This window comes from Thiorhodococcus drewsii AZ1 (genome assembly GCF_000224065.1).
Lineage (GTDB): Bacteria > Pseudomonadota > Gammaproteobacteria > Chromatiales > Chromatiaceae > Imhoffiella > Imhoffiella drewsii.
The window spans coordinates 12,397-30,292 of the sequence record NZ_AFWT01000032.1 but is presented as its reverse complement, the minus strand read 5'-3'; the positions used below and the strand labels follow the sequence as shown (position 1 = coordinate 30,292).

Annotated in this window: 15 protein-coding genes; 1 reads left to right on the top strand and 14 read right to left on the bottom strand. The window is 61.6% G+C overall.

What is annotated here, in order from left to right:
• Positions 1–352: 352 nt before the first annotated feature.
• The 14 genes from THIDRDRAFT_RS17770 to THIDRDRAFT_RS17705 form a co-directional block, all read right to left on the bottom strand.
• The gene (locus tag THIDRDRAFT_RS17770; RefSeq protein WP_245535881.1) at positions 353–1,933 is read right to left on the bottom strand and encodes a methyl-accepting chemotaxis protein; all 1,581 of its coding nucleotides are present in this window, start codon (positions 1,931–1,933) and stop codon (positions 353–355) included.
• 118 nt (positions 1,934–2,051) lie between these two features.
• The gene (locus THIDRDRAFT_RS17765; RefSeq protein ID WP_007042283.1) at positions 2,052–2,624 is read right to left on the bottom strand and encodes a cache domain-containing protein; all 573 of its coding nucleotides are present in this window, start codon (positions 2,622–2,624) and stop codon (positions 2,052–2,054) included.
• Between the two features lie 384 nt (positions 2,625–3,008).
• On the bottom strand, positions 3,009–4,304 hold the full coding sequence (locus THIDRDRAFT_RS17760; RefSeq protein WP_007042282.1) for an adenylosuccinate synthase: 1,296 nt from the start codon (positions 4,302–4,304) through the stop codon (positions 3,009–3,011).
• 12 nt (positions 4,305–4,316) lie between these two features.
• A complete protein-coding gene (locus tag THIDRDRAFT_RS17755; RefSeq protein WP_040845289.1) occupies positions 4,317–5,519 on the bottom strand; it encodes an ATP phosphoribosyltransferase regulatory subunit in 1,203 nt (400 codons plus the stop codon).
• Positions 5,520–5,643: 124 nt separating this feature from the next.
• Positions 5,644–5,889, bottom strand: a complete 246-nt coding sequence (locus tag THIDRDRAFT_RS17750; RefSeq protein ID WP_007042280.1) for a DUF2065 domain-containing protein — start codon at positions 5,887–5,889, stop codon at positions 5,644–5,646.
• A gap of 120 nt (positions 5,890–6,009) precedes the next feature.
• Positions 6,010–6,891 carry a protease modulator HflC gene (gene hflC, locus THIDRDRAFT_RS17745; protein ID WP_007042279.1) on the bottom strand — a complete coding sequence of 294 codons (882 nt, stop codon included), beginning with the start codon at positions 6,889–6,891 and terminating at the stop codon, positions 6,010–6,012.
• Positions 6,891–8,054, bottom strand: a complete 1,164-nt coding sequence (gene hflK / locus THIDRDRAFT_RS17740; protein ID WP_007042278.1) for an FtsH protease activity modulator HflK — start codon at positions 8,052–8,054, stop codon at positions 6,891–6,893. The genes hflC and hflK overlap by 1 nt, the downstream gene beginning before the upstream one ends.
• 245 nt (positions 8,055–8,299) lie before the next feature.
• Positions 8,300–9,652, bottom strand: coding sequence for a ribosome rescue GTPase HflX (gene hflX / locus THIDRDRAFT_RS17735; RefSeq protein WP_007042277.1), 1,353 nt, complete (start codon positions 9,650–9,652; stop codon positions 8,300–8,302).
• Positions 9,649–9,900 carry an RNA chaperone Hfq gene (gene hfq / locus THIDRDRAFT_RS17730; protein WP_007042276.1) on the bottom strand — a complete coding sequence of 84 codons (252 nt, stop codon included), beginning with the start codon at positions 9,898–9,900 and terminating at the stop codon, positions 9,649–9,651. The genes hflX and hfq overlap by 4 nt, the downstream gene beginning before the upstream one ends.
• 165 nt (positions 9,901–10,065) lie before the next feature.
• Positions 10,066–11,061: a tRNA (adenosine(37)-N6)-dimethylallyltransferase MiaA gene (gene miaA, locus THIDRDRAFT_RS17725; protein ID WP_007042275.1), complete on the bottom strand. Its 996-nt coding sequence runs from the start codon at positions 11,059–11,061 to the stop codon at positions 10,066–10,068.
• A 113-nt stretch (positions 11,062–11,174) separates the two neighbouring features.
• A complete protein-coding gene (gene mutL, locus THIDRDRAFT_RS17720; protein WP_139058792.1) occupies positions 11,175–13,079 on the bottom strand; it encodes a DNA mismatch repair endonuclease MutL in 1,905 nt (634 codons plus the stop codon).
• A gap of 90 nt (positions 13,080–13,169) precedes the next feature.
• On the bottom strand, positions 13,170–14,555 hold the full coding sequence (locus THIDRDRAFT_RS17715) for an N-acetylmuramoyl-L-alanine amidase family protein (protein WP_007042273.1): 1,386 nt from the start codon (positions 14,553–14,555) through the stop codon (positions 13,170–13,172).
• A 161-nt stretch (positions 14,556–14,716) separates the two neighbouring features.
• Positions 14,717–15,211: a tRNA (adenosine(37)-N6)-threonylcarbamoyltransferase complex ATPase subunit type 1 TsaE gene (tsaE, locus tag THIDRDRAFT_RS17710; RefSeq protein WP_007042272.1), complete on the bottom strand. Its 495-nt coding sequence runs from the start codon at positions 15,209–15,211 to the stop codon at positions 14,717–14,719.
• Entirely contained in the window at positions 15,211–16,725 is a 1,515-nt protein-coding gene (locus tag THIDRDRAFT_RS17705) for a bifunctional ADP-dependent NAD(P)H-hydrate dehydratase/NAD(P)H-hydrate epimerase (RefSeq protein ID WP_007042271.1), read from the bottom strand. The genes tsaE and THIDRDRAFT_RS17705 overlap by 1 nt, the downstream gene beginning before the upstream one ends.
• Positions 16,726–16,824: 99 nt before the next feature.
• Here THIDRDRAFT_RS17705 and queG point away from each other — a divergent pair, with 99 nt between their 5' ends.
• Positions 16,825–17,883, top strand: a complete 1,059-nt coding sequence (queG, locus tag THIDRDRAFT_RS17700; protein ID WP_007042270.1) for a tRNA epoxyqueuosine(34) reductase QueG — start codon at positions 16,825–16,827, stop codon at positions 17,881–17,883.
• Positions 17,884–17,896 lie beyond the last annotated feature (13 nt).

The following is a 17,896-nucleotide window of genomic DNA, read 5'->3' as shown; positions in this document are numbered from 1 at the left end:
GATCGTCCAGTCATTGGACTCGGGACGCGCAACCTCGGAGGGATTCACCTCGGAGGGGCTTGATGCGTTCGATTCGTGTCGAGGATCCATATCCAGTGCTTCGTTGTCGATGCATGGTTCGAGCCGGTCGACGGGACCGCCTCAAAAGGACGAATAATCCCACAGACAGCGATTGGATTCACTCGATGGATGCCTTCGCGGACGAGAAACGAGGAATGTTTGGATGGAATGCGCGCCCGAAACGGCCCACCTGCCTTGAACGTAGCATGTGGGTGGAGCATTCACATAGGATGCCGCTCCTAGGCCACGTCCTTTGTGGCCCGAATGGAGCGCGGTTGGAAGCGCCCCTACGTCACACCTTGAATTGAGCGAGATCGGCGTTCAGCGATTCGGCGAGGGCAGCGAGGGCGACACGCGCCTCGGCGGTTTGCTGATTGGACGAGACGGTATGCTCGGCAAGATTCTGGATCCGTAGCGTATTACTACTGACCTCTTCGGTCACGGCGGATTGCTCCTCGGCCGCACTGGCGATCTGGGCATTCAGATCGTTGATCCGAGAGACGGCCAAGGTAATCTCCTCCAGCGATTGACCGGCTTGGGAGGCCTTCTCCAAGGTCGAGTCGACCATCCCCCGCCCCGAATCCATCACGGTGACCACATTACGCGCACTGGATTGCAAGGCGGCAATCATGCTTTCGATCTCGCCTGTGGACTGCTGAGTGCGCGATGCCAAACTGCGAACCTCGGCGGCAACCACGGCAAATCCTCGACCGCTTTCCCCAGCGCGGGCGGCCTCGATCGCTGCGTTCAGTGCCAGAAGGCTGGTTTGCTCGGCGACACCCTTGATGACCTCCAGCACGGCACCGATGCGGTTCGTCTCGGACTCGAGCGTCGCGATCGCACTCGATGCATTGGACACCACGTCAGCCAGTTGCTCGATCGCCGTTGACGCCTCTCCCACCACCTGAGCCCCCGAGCGTACCCCGCTGTCCGCAGTCCGGGCACTCTCCGCAGCATGCGCCGTATTGGCTGCGACCTCGTTGACCGTAGCGGCCATCTCATGCATGGCGGTCGCGACCATCTGAATCTGGGACAACTGCTCCATCACGGCCTCGTCGCCTTCGGCGGCGACGATCGTTAACCGCTCGACGGCACTATCGACCTGCTTCGCCGACCCAGCGGTTTGAGAAACCAGCTGCTGCAGACGTTCGAGTAACCGGTTGAGTGCGGCGGCGATCTGGCCAACCTCGTCGCTGCCCTTTTGTTCCAAACGGATTCGGAGATCACCCTCACCCTCGGCGATATCCCGGATACGCTCAAGAACACGCGACATGGGTTTGGTAACGAGCGGCGGCAAGACGAACGCGATCGCTATCAGGATTCCGATCACGGCCGCCGCGAGCAGGAGCGTCTGAATACGGCTCTTGGATACCTCATTCTCTACGTGTTTAGAGGCGACATCCGCAGCCTCAATCACGATGTCTTCAAGCTCATCGAGGATGGATCGCATGGCGTCGAATGACTCGACACCATCCTTGAGCGTGAGATTGATCGCGGTCGAGCGCCCGATCCGGGTATCGGAGCGCCGCTCCTCGACGATGCGCTTGGTGATGGCCTCCCAGGTCTCGCGCCGCTGCTTGTAGGTCTCGATTTTGTTCGCAATATCGGAGTTGGAGGCCGTATGCTGATCGGCCAGTATGACGCTGGCGGCACGATCGAAACGCTCGCGAGCCTGCGCAATGTTTTCGTCGTGCTCCTTGATCGCCGCAGCGAACTCGGGGGAAGAGGCTGCGGTAAAGATCAGGGTCCGCTCGGCGGTGAGCACCTGATAGAGATCCCGGTCGGCCTGAAGGAGGTTTTTGACGACCGGAATATCCGAGCGGACCAACTCAGAAACCTGCTCGCCTAACCAACCGACCCGCAACAGGACCATCCACACAAAGAGGACGAACAGGAAAACGACGAGAGCAAGCGGAATCGTTAGTTTGTATCGTAAGGAAAGGTTATGAAACCATTGCATGTGTCTGCTCCTAATGGCGCATCAACCGTCCTTAACGAGATTCCTGTTCGAGCCGATCCAAGTCGATACCGATGGTGAGCGCACCGATCGCCTGTCCAGAATCCATGACCGGAACCGAGACCTGGACCAGATACGACTGGGCGCTGCTGTCGAATTTCACATCTCCGACATGGAGCGCACCCTTTCCACCGTCAAACGTCTTGGTGAACTTGGCCTCATCACCCTGCCAGAAATCGGATGTCTGATTGGTCATGGCGACATTGGCCCCCTGATCGTCCATAAGGAATAGCTCGACGAAATAGGGTTGGCTCTGTTCGAGTCTCTTGAGTTCTTTTGCTGTCGCGTTGCTCTGCATCTCGATCATGAAGGGTGTCGGCTCGCTCGCCTGGATCCATTCGGCATCGATTCGCTTGATCTCATCGAGTGTTCGGCCGAGTGCGTTCTGTGCCTGAACGGCCTCGACCAGAATGGGATCCGAGCCCCACTCCAGCAATAGAGGAGCGATTTTGGTGACGTTTTCCGGCACCTCCTCGGCCATGACGGCCGTATGGATCAGAAGCATACCAGTCAAGACGACACTGAAGCGGGTTTTGAAACAAGGCATAGAATCTCTCCAAAATCAAAAGACTGAGCGATCAAACCCAATATAAACTGGGAATCGAATCCTTGATCAAAAGCCCCCGATGCAGACAGATGAAGAATCTGCTAACGGCCTCACGAAATACTGGGCAGCGTGTTCCATAATCGTTGGAACTATACCAATGCCAGCTTCGAACACGAAAGGTTTTCATCAGAACACGGAAATCCCAGACAAAGGGAAGGCGTTCTTGGATCCAGGGCGGGCGCCGACACCGATTGCGCGACATCGACCGAATAGGCGAGAAAATAAGCTTGGAGCTGTCAAGGACAGCCGAGCACGCATGGCCAGCAGCGTCTCGGATTTTGCGATACCGAGGAAAGGCGGGGAGCCTTTCCTCGGGGAACTGAATCAGACGTCGAAGGGATGGCGTCTGACGAGCGTTTCGGCGCGATCTGGGCCGGTGGAGATGATATCGATCGGGAGACCGCTCAGCTGTTCGATCGTCTCCAGATAGGCGCGCGCGTTCGCCGGCAGTTCGTCGAGCGACGTGATCCCAGCAGTGGATTCCTGCCAGCCGGGGCATTCGATGTACTTGGGCTCGCAACGCTCGAAGGTGTCCGCGCCAACCGGAGGGGCCGTCACCTCCTGGCCATCCAGCATGTAGCTGGTGCAGATCTTCACGGTCTCCAGGCCATCCAGCACGTCGAGCTTGGTGATGCAGATGCCGGTCACGCTGTTGATCGCAAAGGAGCGATTCAAGGCGACCATGTCGAGCCAACCGCAACGACGCTTACGGCCGGTGGTGGCACCAAATTCGGCACCGCGCGTGCCCAGCCGGTCGCCGTCCGCGTCCATGAGTTCGGTCGGAAACGGCCCCGCACCGACTCGCGTCGTGTAGGCCTTGACGATACCGAGCACATAATCGAGATCACGCGGCCCGATACCGCTGCCACTGGCGGCACCGCCAGCGGTCGTGGTCGAGGAGGTGACGTAGGGATAGGTCCCGTGATCGATGTCGAGCAGCGAGCCCTGGGCACCTTCGAAGAGCATGTCTTTGCCCTGCTGACGCAGATCGTGCAGGAGTCCGGGCACATCGACGACGAGCGGACGCAAGGCCTCGGCATGGATCAACGCCTCGTCCAGGACGGCCGCGTAGTCGACCGGATCGGTTTTGTAATAATGCTCGAGCGCGAAGTTGTGGTATTCGAGCACCTCGCGCAATCGCTCGGCGAAATGCTCGGCATCCAGCAGCTCGCCGAGACGGATGCCACGCCGCGAGGTCTTGTCCTCGTAGGCTGGACCGATCCCGCGACCGGTGGTGCCGATCGCCTTGGATCCGCGGGCGCGCTCGCGCGCCAGATCGAGCGCGATGTGATAGGGCAGGATGAGCGGACAGGCGGCACTGATTCCGAGACGCTCGCGCGCCGGAACCCCGGCCTTTTCGAGCATGTCGAGCTCTTCAAAGAGCGCCTGGGGCGAGAGAACCACGCCATTGCCGATGAGACAGCGCACACCGTCGCGCAGGATACCTGAGGGGACGAGATGCAGGACGGTTTTGGCACCGTCGATGACGAGAGTGTGGCCAGCATTGTGACCACCCTGAAATCTCACCACGGCGGCGGCACGGTCGGTCAGAAGATCGACCACCTTACCTTTGCCCTCATCCCCCCATTGGGAGCCAATTACAACGACGTTGTTGCCCATCAGTCACGCTTCCTACTGGTTATCGATAGTGTCGATATCGTGTGGTTCCCACCGTCCATCACGGGATACCAGCTGCTGCTGGCAACCGAGTTGGCGTGGATCCTGTTCGAATCCTGGCAAGGCATTGATCACGATGCGTCCGGATGCGCGCAGCCGCTCGACCGCTTCGCGCAGTGCCGGATCGGATGACCAGGGCGCCAGAATTCGTCCGCTGTCTTGTACCCGCTCCTCCAGACGCTTGCCGTGTCGGAGCAGGCCCTTGAGGTCGGTACTGAATCCGACCGCCGGTCGGGCACGTCCGAAGACCTGCCCGATGTCGTCGTAGCGTCCGCCGCGGGCGATCTCCAATCCCCAGTCGGGAACGAAGGCGGCAAACACGACGCCGGTCTTGTATCTGTATCCGCGCAGCTCGGCGAGATCGTAGTGGACCCCGACCTCGGGCAGCCAGCGATGCAACTCTTCCGCCAACCCGCGTAGATAGTCGAGCGCCTCGCGGACCGGACGATCCGCTGCGCGCAATGCCTCTTCGGCTCGGACGAGTGCGTCCGCGCCATTGAGTTCGGCGAGGGAGGCCAGCATGTCCGCGATCGGCCCACTGAGACCGAAACGGCCGATCAAAGACTCGATCTCGGGGACCGCCTTGCGCTGCAGCGCGCCGAAAAGCGCGTGCTCCTGAGCGGCGTCGAGCCCAGCCTGACAGGCGAGCCCGCGATAGATTCCGACATGCCCCAGATCGAGATAGCTCTCGGTGATCCCTGCAGTGCGCAGCGTCAGCATGACCAACTGGAGGATTTCGGCGTCGCTCTCGATCCCTGCGTGACCGTAGATCTCGGCGCCGATCTGCAACGGGCTGCGGGTACTGGCAAAGCCGTCCGGACGCGTGTGCAACACGGTGCCCAGATAGCAGAGGCGGGTCGGCACGTCTCGACGCAAATGATGCGCGTCCATCCGAGCGACCTGCGGGGTCATGTCCGCGCGAACGCCGAGGAGCCGACCGGTCAGCTGATCGATTAGCTTGAAGGTCTGAAGGTCGAGATCCTGACCGGTTCCGGTCAGCAACGACTCCAGATAGTCGATGAAGGGCGGAATAACCAACTCATAGCCCCATCCCGCGTAGAGATCCAGCAGATCACGCCGCAGGGACTCTATGATCTGAGCCTCGGGCGGCAATACCTCTTCGATGCCGGCTGGTAACAGCCACCGTTCCTCGTTCATCGGTCGTTTTTTCAGTTCACCAGGTCGTTCGTTCACCGAGCCGCTCGCGCGGACCCAGTCGCCGTTTCCACGCGGCTGGAATGTCTCATCCACGTCCATCCTAATCGATTCGCCAAAAAACGAATCAGTTCACCCAGTACAGCAGCGCCAAGCCGACAAGCATGCTGACGAGCCCGGCGCTCCGCAATGGACGCTCGCCTTCCATCGCCATGAGCACAAGCGCACGCCGAAAGCTGCCTGGGCTCAAGAAGGGCCAGATGCCCTCGATCACGAGCACCAGCGACAGGGCTACCAGGATGTCATGCACGGTATGGGTGAATTCCGCGAGAGTGGATCGCCCGGCTCCGGGACGCGGGCCGAGATCGGCCAAAGGGCGTTATCTTTTCAGACAGACGGGTGTTTGTCCAACCTCGAAATCCCCCGAAGGGGATTTCGAGTGCCACAAGGATATCGAGGCGGTAGATACCGGACGATTCCCCGATCATCTCGATCAGGGTTGCCCGGACGCCTCGCGGAAGAAGCGGAAGAACTCGGAGTCGGGTTCGAGCAGCATGAGATTCCCGCCCTTGCCGAAGGTTTCGCGATAGGCGCTCAGGCTCCGATAGAAGGAATAGAATTCCGGATCGCGACTGTAAGCCTTGGCATAGATATCGGCTGCCTTGGCATCACCTTCGCCCCGCAATTCCTCGGACTGCTTGTAGGCCTCCGCGATGATGACGGTACGCTGACGATCCGCGTCGGCACGAATGCGCTCGGCCGCTTCACCGCCCTTGGCACGCAGGTCGCGCGCAACCCGCTCACGTTCGGCGCGCATCCGCTGATAGACCGACTCGCTGACCTCCGGGGGCAAATCGATCTTCTTCACCCGCACGTCGATCACCTCGACCCCCAGGTCGCCGGCATTGGCGTTCACCTCACGGGTCAGCAGTTCCATCAAGGCCAGACGGTCGTCCGAAACCACCTCCTGGATCGTGCGCTTACCGAACTCGTCGCGCAGACTGGTATTGATCCGCTCGGACAGCAGACGGCTCGTCCGCGCGCTGATGCCAGCCGTCGATCGCAGGAACTGAGCGGCACTCTTGATACGCCATTTGGCGTAGGAGTCCACGATCACGTCCTTCTTCTCGACCGTCAGGAAGCGCTCAGGCTGAGAATCCAGCGTCTGAATGCGGCGATCGAATTTACGGATCTGATTCAGCACCGGGATCTTGAAGTGGATTCCAGGCGGATAGTCGTCGGAAACGATCTCACCCAGGCGCAGCTTGAGCGCGATCTCGTATTCCTTGACGACGAAGGTGAAGGTCGAGAAAAAGAGCACCAACACACCCAGACCCAGCGGAACGAGCGTCTTGAGAAGCTTTGTCTGGTTCATCAACGGGCCCTCCGGTCACGATCCACCACCCGTTGCGGCGGCGTGGGGGTCTTCTCGGGGACCGTCGCGGCGGTCGACGGCTCCTGATTGCCATTACCCGATTGTGTCTTGGTCTGAGGCTGCTGCTTCATCAGTTGATCGATCGGTAGGTAGATCAGGCTGTTGCCTCCGTCCTGAACATCCAGCAACACCTTGCCGTTACTGCTCATCACCTGCTCCATGGTTTCGAGATAGAGACGCTCCCTGGTAACGGCCGGGGCCTTGGCATATTCGGTCAGAATCGCCTCGAAACGGGCGCTCTCACCCTCGGCCTCGGCGATGCTCTTGTCGCGATACGCCTTGGCGTCGGCCAGGATGCGTGCCGCTTTTCCTCGGGCATGCGGAAGGACCTCGTTGGAATAGGCCTCGGCCTGGTTCTCCAGACGTTCCTTATCCTCACGTGCCTTGATGGCATCATCGAAGGCCGCCTTAACCTGCTCCGGCGGCTTGGCCGGCTGCATATTCACGCTGGTGACGATAAGCCCTGTCTTGTACCGGTCCAGAAGCTTCTGAATACGTTGCTTGATGGTGACCGCAACGGCGCTACGGCCCTCGGTCATGACGTAATCCAGCTTGCTCTGACCGATGGTGACACGCACGACGGTGACGGTTGCGTCGTTGAGGGTGCGTTCGGGATCCTGATCCTGGAACAGATAGTCGGCCGCATCTTGGATACGGGACTGGACGGTCAGCTCGACCTCGACGATGTTCTCGTCCTGGGTCAGCATCGCGGCCCGATGGGTGATCGTCGAGATCTCATCGACATTCACCTTGATCACGGTCTCCAGCGGGAGAGGCATATGCCAATGGGGTCCGGGACCCGTGGTATCGACGTACTTGCCGAAACGCATCACGACGCCCCGCTCTGCGGGCTCGACGATATAGATGCCCGAGGCGAGCCACACGAGCAAAAGGATCAGAAGAACGACACCGATCGCTTTGGAGCTGAACTGCCCTCCCCCATTCGATGGACCGTCGCCCGAAGGCTTGCCGCCCCCGAACAATCCGCCTAGACGCTCCTGGAGCTTACGCACGACCTCATCGAGATCGGGTGGTCCCTGATCGCCACCTGGTCTTCCGCTCCAAGGGTCTTTGTTGCCGCCACCTGGCTCATTCCAGGCCATAGCTTCTCCGTCTGTTTATGTTGGGGTTTGGGAAGTCGTCCGGGGATGACCAAGTCGAGTATGACGCCGCCCATTCGCGATGAATGGCGCGGCGATCAGACCGCAGCGCCGGATGCATTTCGACGCAAACAGTGCCGACGCCGGTTGTCGATATCAAGCTCGGACAGGATAAATATGGGCAATGGGAGCCTGATGAGCGATTGATTGTAAGTGACCGATCGACTCTCGGCAAACCGGCCTCCGAATCAGGAGGCCGCGCCGAGGCGCTGCCCCAGTTCGCGATCATGCGCGCACAGACGATCGAGATCGATCCGTCCGATCATCAGCTCGAGATCCCAGCCGCCCGTGTCGGCCGCCTGATCGGAAAGGATCTGGGCGTGCCGATAGAGCCAGGCCCGCCGCTTTCCCTCGCTTGGATCCAGATGAATGCGACTGCGCACGCGCTCGCCCCCGGTCAGCTCGGCGAGTGCCTGAAGCAACAGATCGATGCCCAGACCGCTTTGAGCCGACAGCCAGACGCGAATCGGGCGCCCCTCGGAGTCCCGCTCCAGCCGAGGCGCTTCTTCCCCCAGCAGATCGATCTTATTGAAGACCTCCAGGCGCGGAATCTCGTGGCTACCGATCTCGGCCAGGACATCCTCGACATCCTCGATCAGCCGCGCACGATGCGGCGCAGCCGTATCGATCACGTGCAGCAGCAGCGCGGCGTTGCGCGTCTCCTCCAGGGTCGAGCGAAAGGCAGCGACCAACTCGTGGGGCAACTGGCTGACGAAGCCCACCGTGTCCGCCACCACCACCCGATCGCCCGTGGGCAACTCCAGGCGACGCAGGGTCGGATCGAGCGTGGCGAAGAGCTGATCGGCCTGGAACACACCAGCCTGAGTCAAACGATTGAAGAGCGTCGACTTGCCCGCGTTCGTATAGCCCACGAGCGAAACCACCGGTAGCTCGGCCTTGGCGCGTGCCTTGCGTCCCTGGGCGCGCTGTCCCTCGATCCGTGACAGGCGCCGTTCGAGCATCGCCACGCGCGTGCCGAGCAGGCGTCGGTCCGTTTCGAGCTGGGTTTCGCCCGGACCGCGCAGACCGATACCGCCCTTCTGGCGCTCCAGATGGGTCCAGCCGCGCACGAGCCGAGTCGAGAGATGCCGAAGCTGCGCCAACTCGACCTGCAGCTTGCCTTCGAACGAGCGCGCACGCTGGGCGAAGATATCCAGAATGAGCCCAGATCGGTCCAGAACCCGGCACTGGAGCAGACGTTCGAGATTACGCTCCTGGGCCGGCGATAGAGTATGATTGAAGATGACGAGATCGGCCTCATTGGCCTCGACGAACATCTTCAGTTCATCGGCCTTGCCGCTACCGATGAAGAGTCGCGAATCCGGAGCCGAACGGCTGCCGCCAAGCGTGCCGAGAACCTCGGCGCCCGCTGCGGACGCAAGCAGGCGGAACTCTTCCCGCTCGTCTGGTGCGGCAGCACCCCCACCCATGTCCAAATGGACCAGCACGGCCCGTTCGCCAACCTTCGGACGCTCGAAGACGAGGGTCGCATCGCGACCGGGTGTGGTGGCTGTTGAATTGGTGCCAGGTTGCTCGTTCAACTATTGCCAGGCTCGGGCATGTCATTATCGGCGGCCGGCAACTTGACGTTGCGCGCGGGCACCACGGTCGAAATGGCATGTTTATAGATCATTTGACTCACGTTGTTCTTAAGCAACACAACGAACTGGTCGAATGATTCGATCTGGCCCTGCAACTTGATCCCGTTCACCAAAAAGATGGAGACAGGAACGCGCTCTTTACGCAGAGCATTGAGAAAGGGGTCTTGTAAGCTTTGTCCCTTAGACATGGGATTGGCTCCTTGTTGTTGTTGTCAAGCATGTATGCCCGGCTAGAAACCTTCGTGGATTCCCTGTGGAAAACACGCCGGGTTTGGATGGGTCGCAGCCGGGACGGACAAACCCACCGAAAGAGACACCATTAGTTTCGTTGAAAGTAACCTCTGACACCATAGTCATTTGCAATCCGCCCGATTTGCGGCAAGCAGGCGCGACGATCCTCGACCCTCGACGAAGATACTCCAGAGATGCATCGACCGCTCCAATGGATCCTCACCTTCATCCAGCCAGTGACTGTCGCGCTCCGCCCGCAGCCAGGTCAGCTGCCGCTTCGCCAGTTGTCTCGACGCGACGATGCCGCGGTGCAGCATTTCATCCCAGTTGTACTCACCCGACAGATATTTCAAGACCTGTCGATAGCCGACACAACGCATCGAAGGCAGGTCCTCGTGAAGATCGCCGCGACGCCAGAGCGTCTCGACCTCCTCGACCAAGCCCTCATCGACCATTGAACGGAAGCGCCGTTCGATCCGAAGGTGCAAAGTGGAGCGTTCACTCGGGCAGCGCACCAATTTCAGCACCCGATACGGAAAAGGCTCGGACTCGGCCGCCTCCCGAATCAGGTCGCTCATCGCTCGCCCCGTCAGCCGATGGACCTCCAGCGCACGCTGAATGCGTTGAGGATCATTGGGATGAATCTGGCTTGCGCTCACCGGATCCACCGCCCGCAGCCGTTCGTGCATGACCGACCAGCCAAGATGCGCGGCTTCGTCCATCAATCGCTGTCGCGTTTCGGGATCCGCACTCGGCAGCGTCGCCAGCCCTTGCTGCAAGGCGCGGAAATAGAGCATGGTGCCTCCCACGAGGAGCGGGATGTGACCGGCGGCGCTGATCTCCTCCATCGCCCGCAAGGCATCCTCGCGAAAGGCCGCAGTCGAATAGGACTCGGACGGATCCAGTATATCGATCAGACGATGCGGCGCGCGATCGAGCGTCGCTCGATCCGGCTTGGCCGTGCCGATGTCCATACCGCGATAGATCATGGCCGAATCCACGCTCACGATCTCGCATGGCAACTGCTCCACCAATCCGACGGCCAGATCGGTCTTGCCGGAGGCAGTCGGCCCCATAATCAGGATCGCCAGAGGGCGCGGGTCGCGAGTTTCTTGCATCTGTCTCATTGATCCTGCGCGTCGCGCCTATGGCGCGGAGGTTGGTCAGCGGAGACCGGGGCGAGTTCCCGGGTCATGGTCAAAAGCAGTGATCGCCGGAACAGCAAAGGAACTCAACGGCCACGCAGAAAGAGCCGATCCAACTCCTCATGGGTCAACTTGACCCAGGTCGGACGGCCATGATTACACTGGTCGATCCGTTCGACCCGCTCCATCTCGCGCAGTAGGCCGTTCATCTCGTCGAGCGTGAGACGCCGATTGGCGCGTACCGAGGTATGACAGGCCAGAGTCGCCAGCACGGCGTCGATCGCCTCTTCCAGACGCGTGCTGCGTCCGTGCTCTGACAGATCGGCGATCAGGTCGCGCAGCATCCGCTCCATGTCCGCCTGACGCAGCAGCGCAGGCACCTCGCGCACCACCAGCGAACCGGCATCGATCCGGTCCACCACCAGCCCCAGGCGCGCGATGGATTCAGCATGAGCCTCGAACAGCTCGGCCTCTCTCGGTGCAACCTGCACCGAGACGGGAACCAGCAACGGCTGACGGACGACATCGTCCGTCTTCCAGGCGCGTTTGAGTCGCTCGTAACCGATGCGTTCATGCGCGGCATGAATGTCCACCAGGATGAGCCCATCGACGGCCTGAGCGAGCAAATAGACCCCATTGAGCTGGCCCAGTGCGAAGCCGAGCGGCGGCATCGACTGGCGCGGCGCTGCTTCCGACTCAGGCTCTGGCTCCGCACCCACCTCCCCGCGTGGTTCGGTGGCAGACGCCAGGATGCGTTCGTTCGGGGGCGGGCGCTGAAAGGCCAGATCGGACTGATAGTTCTGGCGCGAATCCCGAACCCTGTCGTTCGGTGCGAATGCCCCGGATCGTGCCCCCGTTCGGGGACGTGGTGTCGTGACGGCGGACGCACCGCCGGAGGTTGGCTCGAACAGCGGCTCGCCTGGCGTTTCCGAGTGTTCCACGCGCGGGGACGCATCTGCCGGCTCCTCCTCTGAGCCCAACGTGCCCTGCGACAGGCGCCGATGCAGCGCCCGATAGATGAAGTCGTGCACCTGCCGCGATTCGCGGAAACGGACCTCGTGCTTGGCCGGGTGCACGTTGACGTCGACCAGACGTGATGGCGTCTGCAGAAACAGCACATAGGCCGGATGTCGTGCATGATGCAGGACATCGCTGAAGGCCTGGCGCACCGCATGGGTCACCAGCTTGTCCCGGACCATGCGACCGTTGACGTAAAAAAACTGCTGGTCTGGCTGACTGCGCGAAAAGGCCGGACGCATCACCCAGCCGTAGAGGCGCAGATCCACGGCCGACTCGTCCACCGCCAGGGACTGCTCGCCGAAGCCCTTGCCGAGCAGACGGTCGAGCCGCTCCAGAACCCTGGCCTCATCACCGCCGGACGCGCCGAGACTCAGAACGCCCTTGCCGTTGTGACGCAACTGGATCCCGATCTCGGGACGCGCGAGCGCGACCCGCCGCACCACCTGCTCGATATGATCGAACTCGGTCTTCTCCGTGCGCAGGAATTTTCGCCGTGCCGGTGTATTGAAGAAGAGATCCCGAACATCGACGCTGGTGCCCCGAGGATGTGCCGCCGGACGTGGCGAAATCAGGCGACCATCTGCGCCGACGCTCACCTCCCAGGCGTTCTCGGCGTCCTCCTCGGCACGCGAGGTTAAAGTCAGCCGACTCACCGAGGCAATGCTTGGCAGCGCCTCGCCGCGAAACCCCAAGGTCGCGACCGCTTCGAGATCGGCCAGCTCGGCCACCTTGCTGGTCGCGTGCCGCGAGAGCGCCAGCTCGAGCTGTTCCCGAGGGATGCCACATCCGTCGTCGCGGACGCGCAGTCGCTTGACGCCCCCCTGCTCGATGTCGATCTCGATCTGGCCGCAGCCGGCGTCCAGGCTATTTTCGATCAATTCCTTGATGACAGCGGCCGGGCGCTCGACCACCTCCCCCGCAGCAATCTGATTGACGAGGTGATCGGCGAGAATACGGATTGGATTGGACATGATGTCGGGCATGGAATCAGAAGCGCCCGCCCAGGGCAAGTCTGCCACTGGGCGGGCGCCAGTCGAACCGAGTAGAGCGTCGAGCGGGGATCAGGAACCGGCCGGAATGGCGAGCACCTCTCCTGCCCGAATGAAATCACCGTCCTTCAGGCCATTCTCGGCGCGCAGCGAGCGGAGGCTCACGCGATATCGCTTGGCGATACCCGAAAGGGTGTCGCCCCGGCTGATGACATACTCGCGCCCCCCGGAGGACGCGACGCTCGCGGTATAGCTCGGAGCGGAGCGAGTCTTCACCGAACGCGAGACCGAGGCGGTGACAAGACGCTGCGGAGGATATTTACGAAAATAGGATTTGACTCCGGCGAGGATGGCCTTGGCGAGACGCTGCTGGTGCGCACTGCTTTTGAGCCGCCGCTCTTCCTCCTGGTTGGAAATGAAGGCCGTCTCGACGAGCATCGAGGGAATATCCGGCGATTTGAGAACCACGAAACCGGCGTGCTGGACATAGCCCTTGTGGACAGCCCCGATTCTGCGCAGATAGGACAACACGGCATTGGCGGCCTCAGCGCTGTGTTCGAAGGTGGCGTTCTGGGTCATGTCCAAAAGCACGCTCGCCAGCATCTCGTCGCTCGATGACAGATCGATGCCGCCGACCAGGTCCGCGCTATTCTCTCGATTGGCGAGCCAGTTGGCCGCCTCGCTGCTCGCGGCGCCCTGGGACAGGGTGTAGACGGAAGACCCATGCGCGTTCGGGTTGTTGTAGGCGTCCGCATGGATAGAGATGAAGATGTCCGCGTTATTCTCGCGCGCCTTGAGGATGCGCTTGCGCAATCCGATGTACTCGTCTTTATTGCGGATCATCACCGCCCGCATCCCCGGCTCGCGCTCGACGAGCCGCTGCAGTTTGCGCGCAATGGCGAGCGTCACGTCCTTCTCCTTGGTCCCGGTAGCGCCGATCGCGCCCGGATCATCACCGCCGTGACCGGCATCGATCGCCACGATAGCCGCTCGTGAGTGCGGGATCCTCGATACCGAGAGCGCCCTCGGGGAATCAGAGGCGCTTGCCCCATGCACCGGCGCGCCGCTCAAACGCTCCGAGAGGAGATCCACGATCAACTCCTGACCGCGTCCGTTGGCGGCCGAAGCAATGAAACTCTTCACCCGAACCGGATGCTTGAGATCCACGACGATACGCAGGTCATCGTCGTTGCGGACCCCGCTCCGCAGCCCGACCAAAGTCGGGTCTGTGGTCGCGGCCTTCGGAAGCGAGCCCGAGAGTCGCGCCCTCTCGATATCGATGACGACCCGGTCTGGCGAGTCTAGCGTGAAGATCTGGTGCGATATCGAGCCGGATACCGCCAGCGTGAGCCGCGTCCTGCCTCCATCCGTCGAGGCATGCTTACACTCGACCGCCACCTGAGCCGCAGAGGCGGGCAAGGAAATCAGTAGCAGAAGGAGTACAAACAATCTGTTCACGCGCGCTCCCCGGTGCCGGTTTTCGTTCTAGTCGTTGCATCAAAGATAGCAGTTTAAAACGGATTTTTCCAAGCCAAAACCTAGTATTAGCCTCCGTTTCTCGCCCTCCGCATCAAGCCGTGTCGCAACTGAGCCACGGGGCATGGTTTTATTTCCAATCGTCAATTGGGGCAATCCCTCGTATCCCGACGCGCAGGGAGATGATGCGCGCTCAGACGGGCCAAGAGCGATTCTCCGATATGACTTTCAGCCCGCAGCGCGAGCCGGCGGCCCTCGGGATGATGGTCGATGAGGATCCGAAGATCGGCGGGCGGCAGCATACCCACGCCACGATCCGGCCATTCGACGACCCAGACCGCATCCGCTTCCATGAGATCGCGCAATCCCAGATATTCGAGTTCCTCCGGGTCGCCCAGGCGGTAGAGATCCAGATGATAGAGCCGCATGGCCGGAAGTGCGTAGGGCTCGATCAGCGTATAGGTCGGACTGCGCACCGCACCCTCATGACCAAGCCCGCGCAGACATCCGCGTGTCAGGGTCGTCTTGCCGGTCCCCAGATCACCTTCGAGATACAGCACGAAGGGGGGCGACAGACAGGCCGCAAGACCTGCCCCGAACGCCATCTGCGACTCTGGATCGGCAAGAAGGATTTCCATCAATTGACCTCGATTCGATTGGCAACGGCACGTAGTGCCGCGACGATATCACCCGCGACCATACCCCGCTCGCCCTCCCGAGCGGCCCTATCGCCCGCCGCCGCGTGCAAACAGACACCAGCCAGGGCTGCGGACTCAAGATCGAGCCCCTGCCCGATCAGCGCCGCCAAAACGCCGGTGAGAACATCGCCGGATCCCGCCGTAGCCATCCCTGGGTTACCGTCGCTGCAGACGGCTGGCGGACGCGATGGATCGCCCTGAATGAGGGTCCCAGCCCCCTTGAGCACGGCGATCCCGCCATAGCGCGACTGGAGAGCCTGGACGGCGGCCAGCCGATCGGCCTGGATCTCCACCGTACCCATACCGAGCAGGCGACCGGCCTCTCCGGGATGCGGGGTCAGTATCCAGTCCTCCCGCGCCAGCGGCTCGGACGCCAAGGCATTGAGGGCGTCTGCGTCGACCACCAATGGTCGTGCAACCTCTTTGATCGCGCGCCATAAATCCAGCCCCCAGCCGGAGCGCCCCAGTCCGGGGCCAAGCGCAACGACATCGGCGCGCTCGATTAGAGGTACCAGATCCGCTGGACTCTCGACGCCCGCGACCATCAGCTCCGGCCGGGTCAGATTCAGCCAGCGAGCATGCTCGAGATGGGTCGCGACAGTGACCAGACCCGCCCCACTCCGCAAGGCCGCCTCGCCCGCCAGCCGAGCGGCACCGGACATACCAGGCGCCCCTCCGACGACGAGGATATGTCCGCAATCGCCCTTGTGCGTCGTCTGTGAACGCGGCGCAATCATGGTGCACTGCTGAGGCCAATCGATACGCCGCATCGAGAGTCGCTCACGGGCATAGATCAGTGCCGGGATCTCCAATCCACTAAAGACGCAGTCACCGCGATACTGGGGACCCTCCCCAATGAACAACCCTTGCTTCAAGCCGATGAAGCTGAGTGTTGCCGTCGCCCGCACCGCGACACCCATGACCTGACCGGTATCGGAATGCAGCCCGGAAGGGATATCGACCGCGACGACAGGCGCGTGCTGCTCATTGATAGCCGCAATGGCTGTAGCCCACACCCCTTCGACGGGGCGTTCCAGCCCGGTTCCAAGCAAGGCGTCGATCACCAGATCCGCCCTCAGCGGCGCGCCACAAAAGGGCTCGACCAGACCACCCGCACTGCAATAATCAGCGTGCGCCGAGGCAGCATCTCCAGTCAGCCGATCCGGGTCGCCCAGTTGCAGGACCCGAACCAAGAGCCCATCCTCCAGCGCAAGCCTGGCGACCACATAACCGTCGCCGCCATTATTGCCGACACCGGAGAGAACGACCGGCCGACGCGCCTGGGACCAGCGCGCTCGCATCAACCGATACAGCGCGCGGCCGGCACGCTCCATCAGTTCGCGGCCGGGAATGCCCTGCTCATCGATCGCAAGTCGGTCGAGCGCGCGAACCTGCTCGGCACGATAGAGCGCATGTGGAAGTCTGTCCCGATCGGGAATATTAGCGATCATCATGTCTCCATGTCTCCGCAAAGCCATCCAATAGCCGCCATCTGGGCGGAGCGGGATTCCTAGATTATGAACCCCCATCAAAAAAATTCCCCATACGGTGCAATGGATACCCACCCGAACCAATGGCTCTCCGAGCGCATCAAGGCATGGGGACATGAACTGGGATTCCAGCAGGTCGGCATCACCGACACAGATTTGACCACGGCCGAGGGCCGCCTGATGGAATGGATCGCCTCGGGACGCCATGGAGACATGGAATACATGGCCCGGCATGGCACCAAACGCTCACGCCCAGCCGAGCTGGTGCCTGGAACATTGCGGGTGATCTCGGTGCGGATGGACTATCTTCCGGAGACGCCTGAAACGACCCGACAGATTCTCGCCGATTCCGCGACCGCCTTCATCTCTCGTTACGCGCTCGGGCGGGACTATCACAAGCTCATCCGTCGACGTCTGCAACATTTGGCCGAGCGGATCCAAGACGCCATCGCTCCGACGGCCTGCCGGGTCTTCGTCGATTCGGCGCCTGTGCTGGAGAAACCGCTGGCCGAGAAAGCCGGGCTCGGCTGGATGGGCAAGCACACCAATCTCATCAACTCACAAGCCGGATCCTGGTTCTTTCTGGGCGAGATCTACACCGACCTCGCGCTCCCCATCGACCACTCCCAAGGGAGCCATTGCGGCCGTTGCCAGGCCTGCATCGACATCTGCCCGACCCAGGCGATCATCGCACCCTATCAACTCGACGCCCGACGCTGCGTCTCCTATCTCACCATCGAGCACCAGGGTGGTATCCCCGAGGCGCTGCGCCCTCTCATCGGCAACCGCATCTATGGCTGCGACGACTGCCAATTGGTCTGCCCCTGGAATCGCTTCGCCCAACCCACACGCGAAACCGATTTCCTGCCCCGCGCCGGACTGGACACGGTAACGCTGATCGAGCTCTTCGGCTGGGACGAGGCGACCTTCCTCAAACGCACCGAAGGCTCGGCGATCCGCCGTATCGGACATCTGCGCTGGCTGCGAAACATCGCCGTCGCGCTCGGCAACGCCGGTTCCGCCCCGGAGGTTTCTGCGACCCTTCGGGTCCATGCCTCGCATCCCAGCGCGCTCGTCCGTGAGCATGTCGCCTGGGCGCTGGATCGTCAGGGACTGACCTGACGATCCAGTCAGC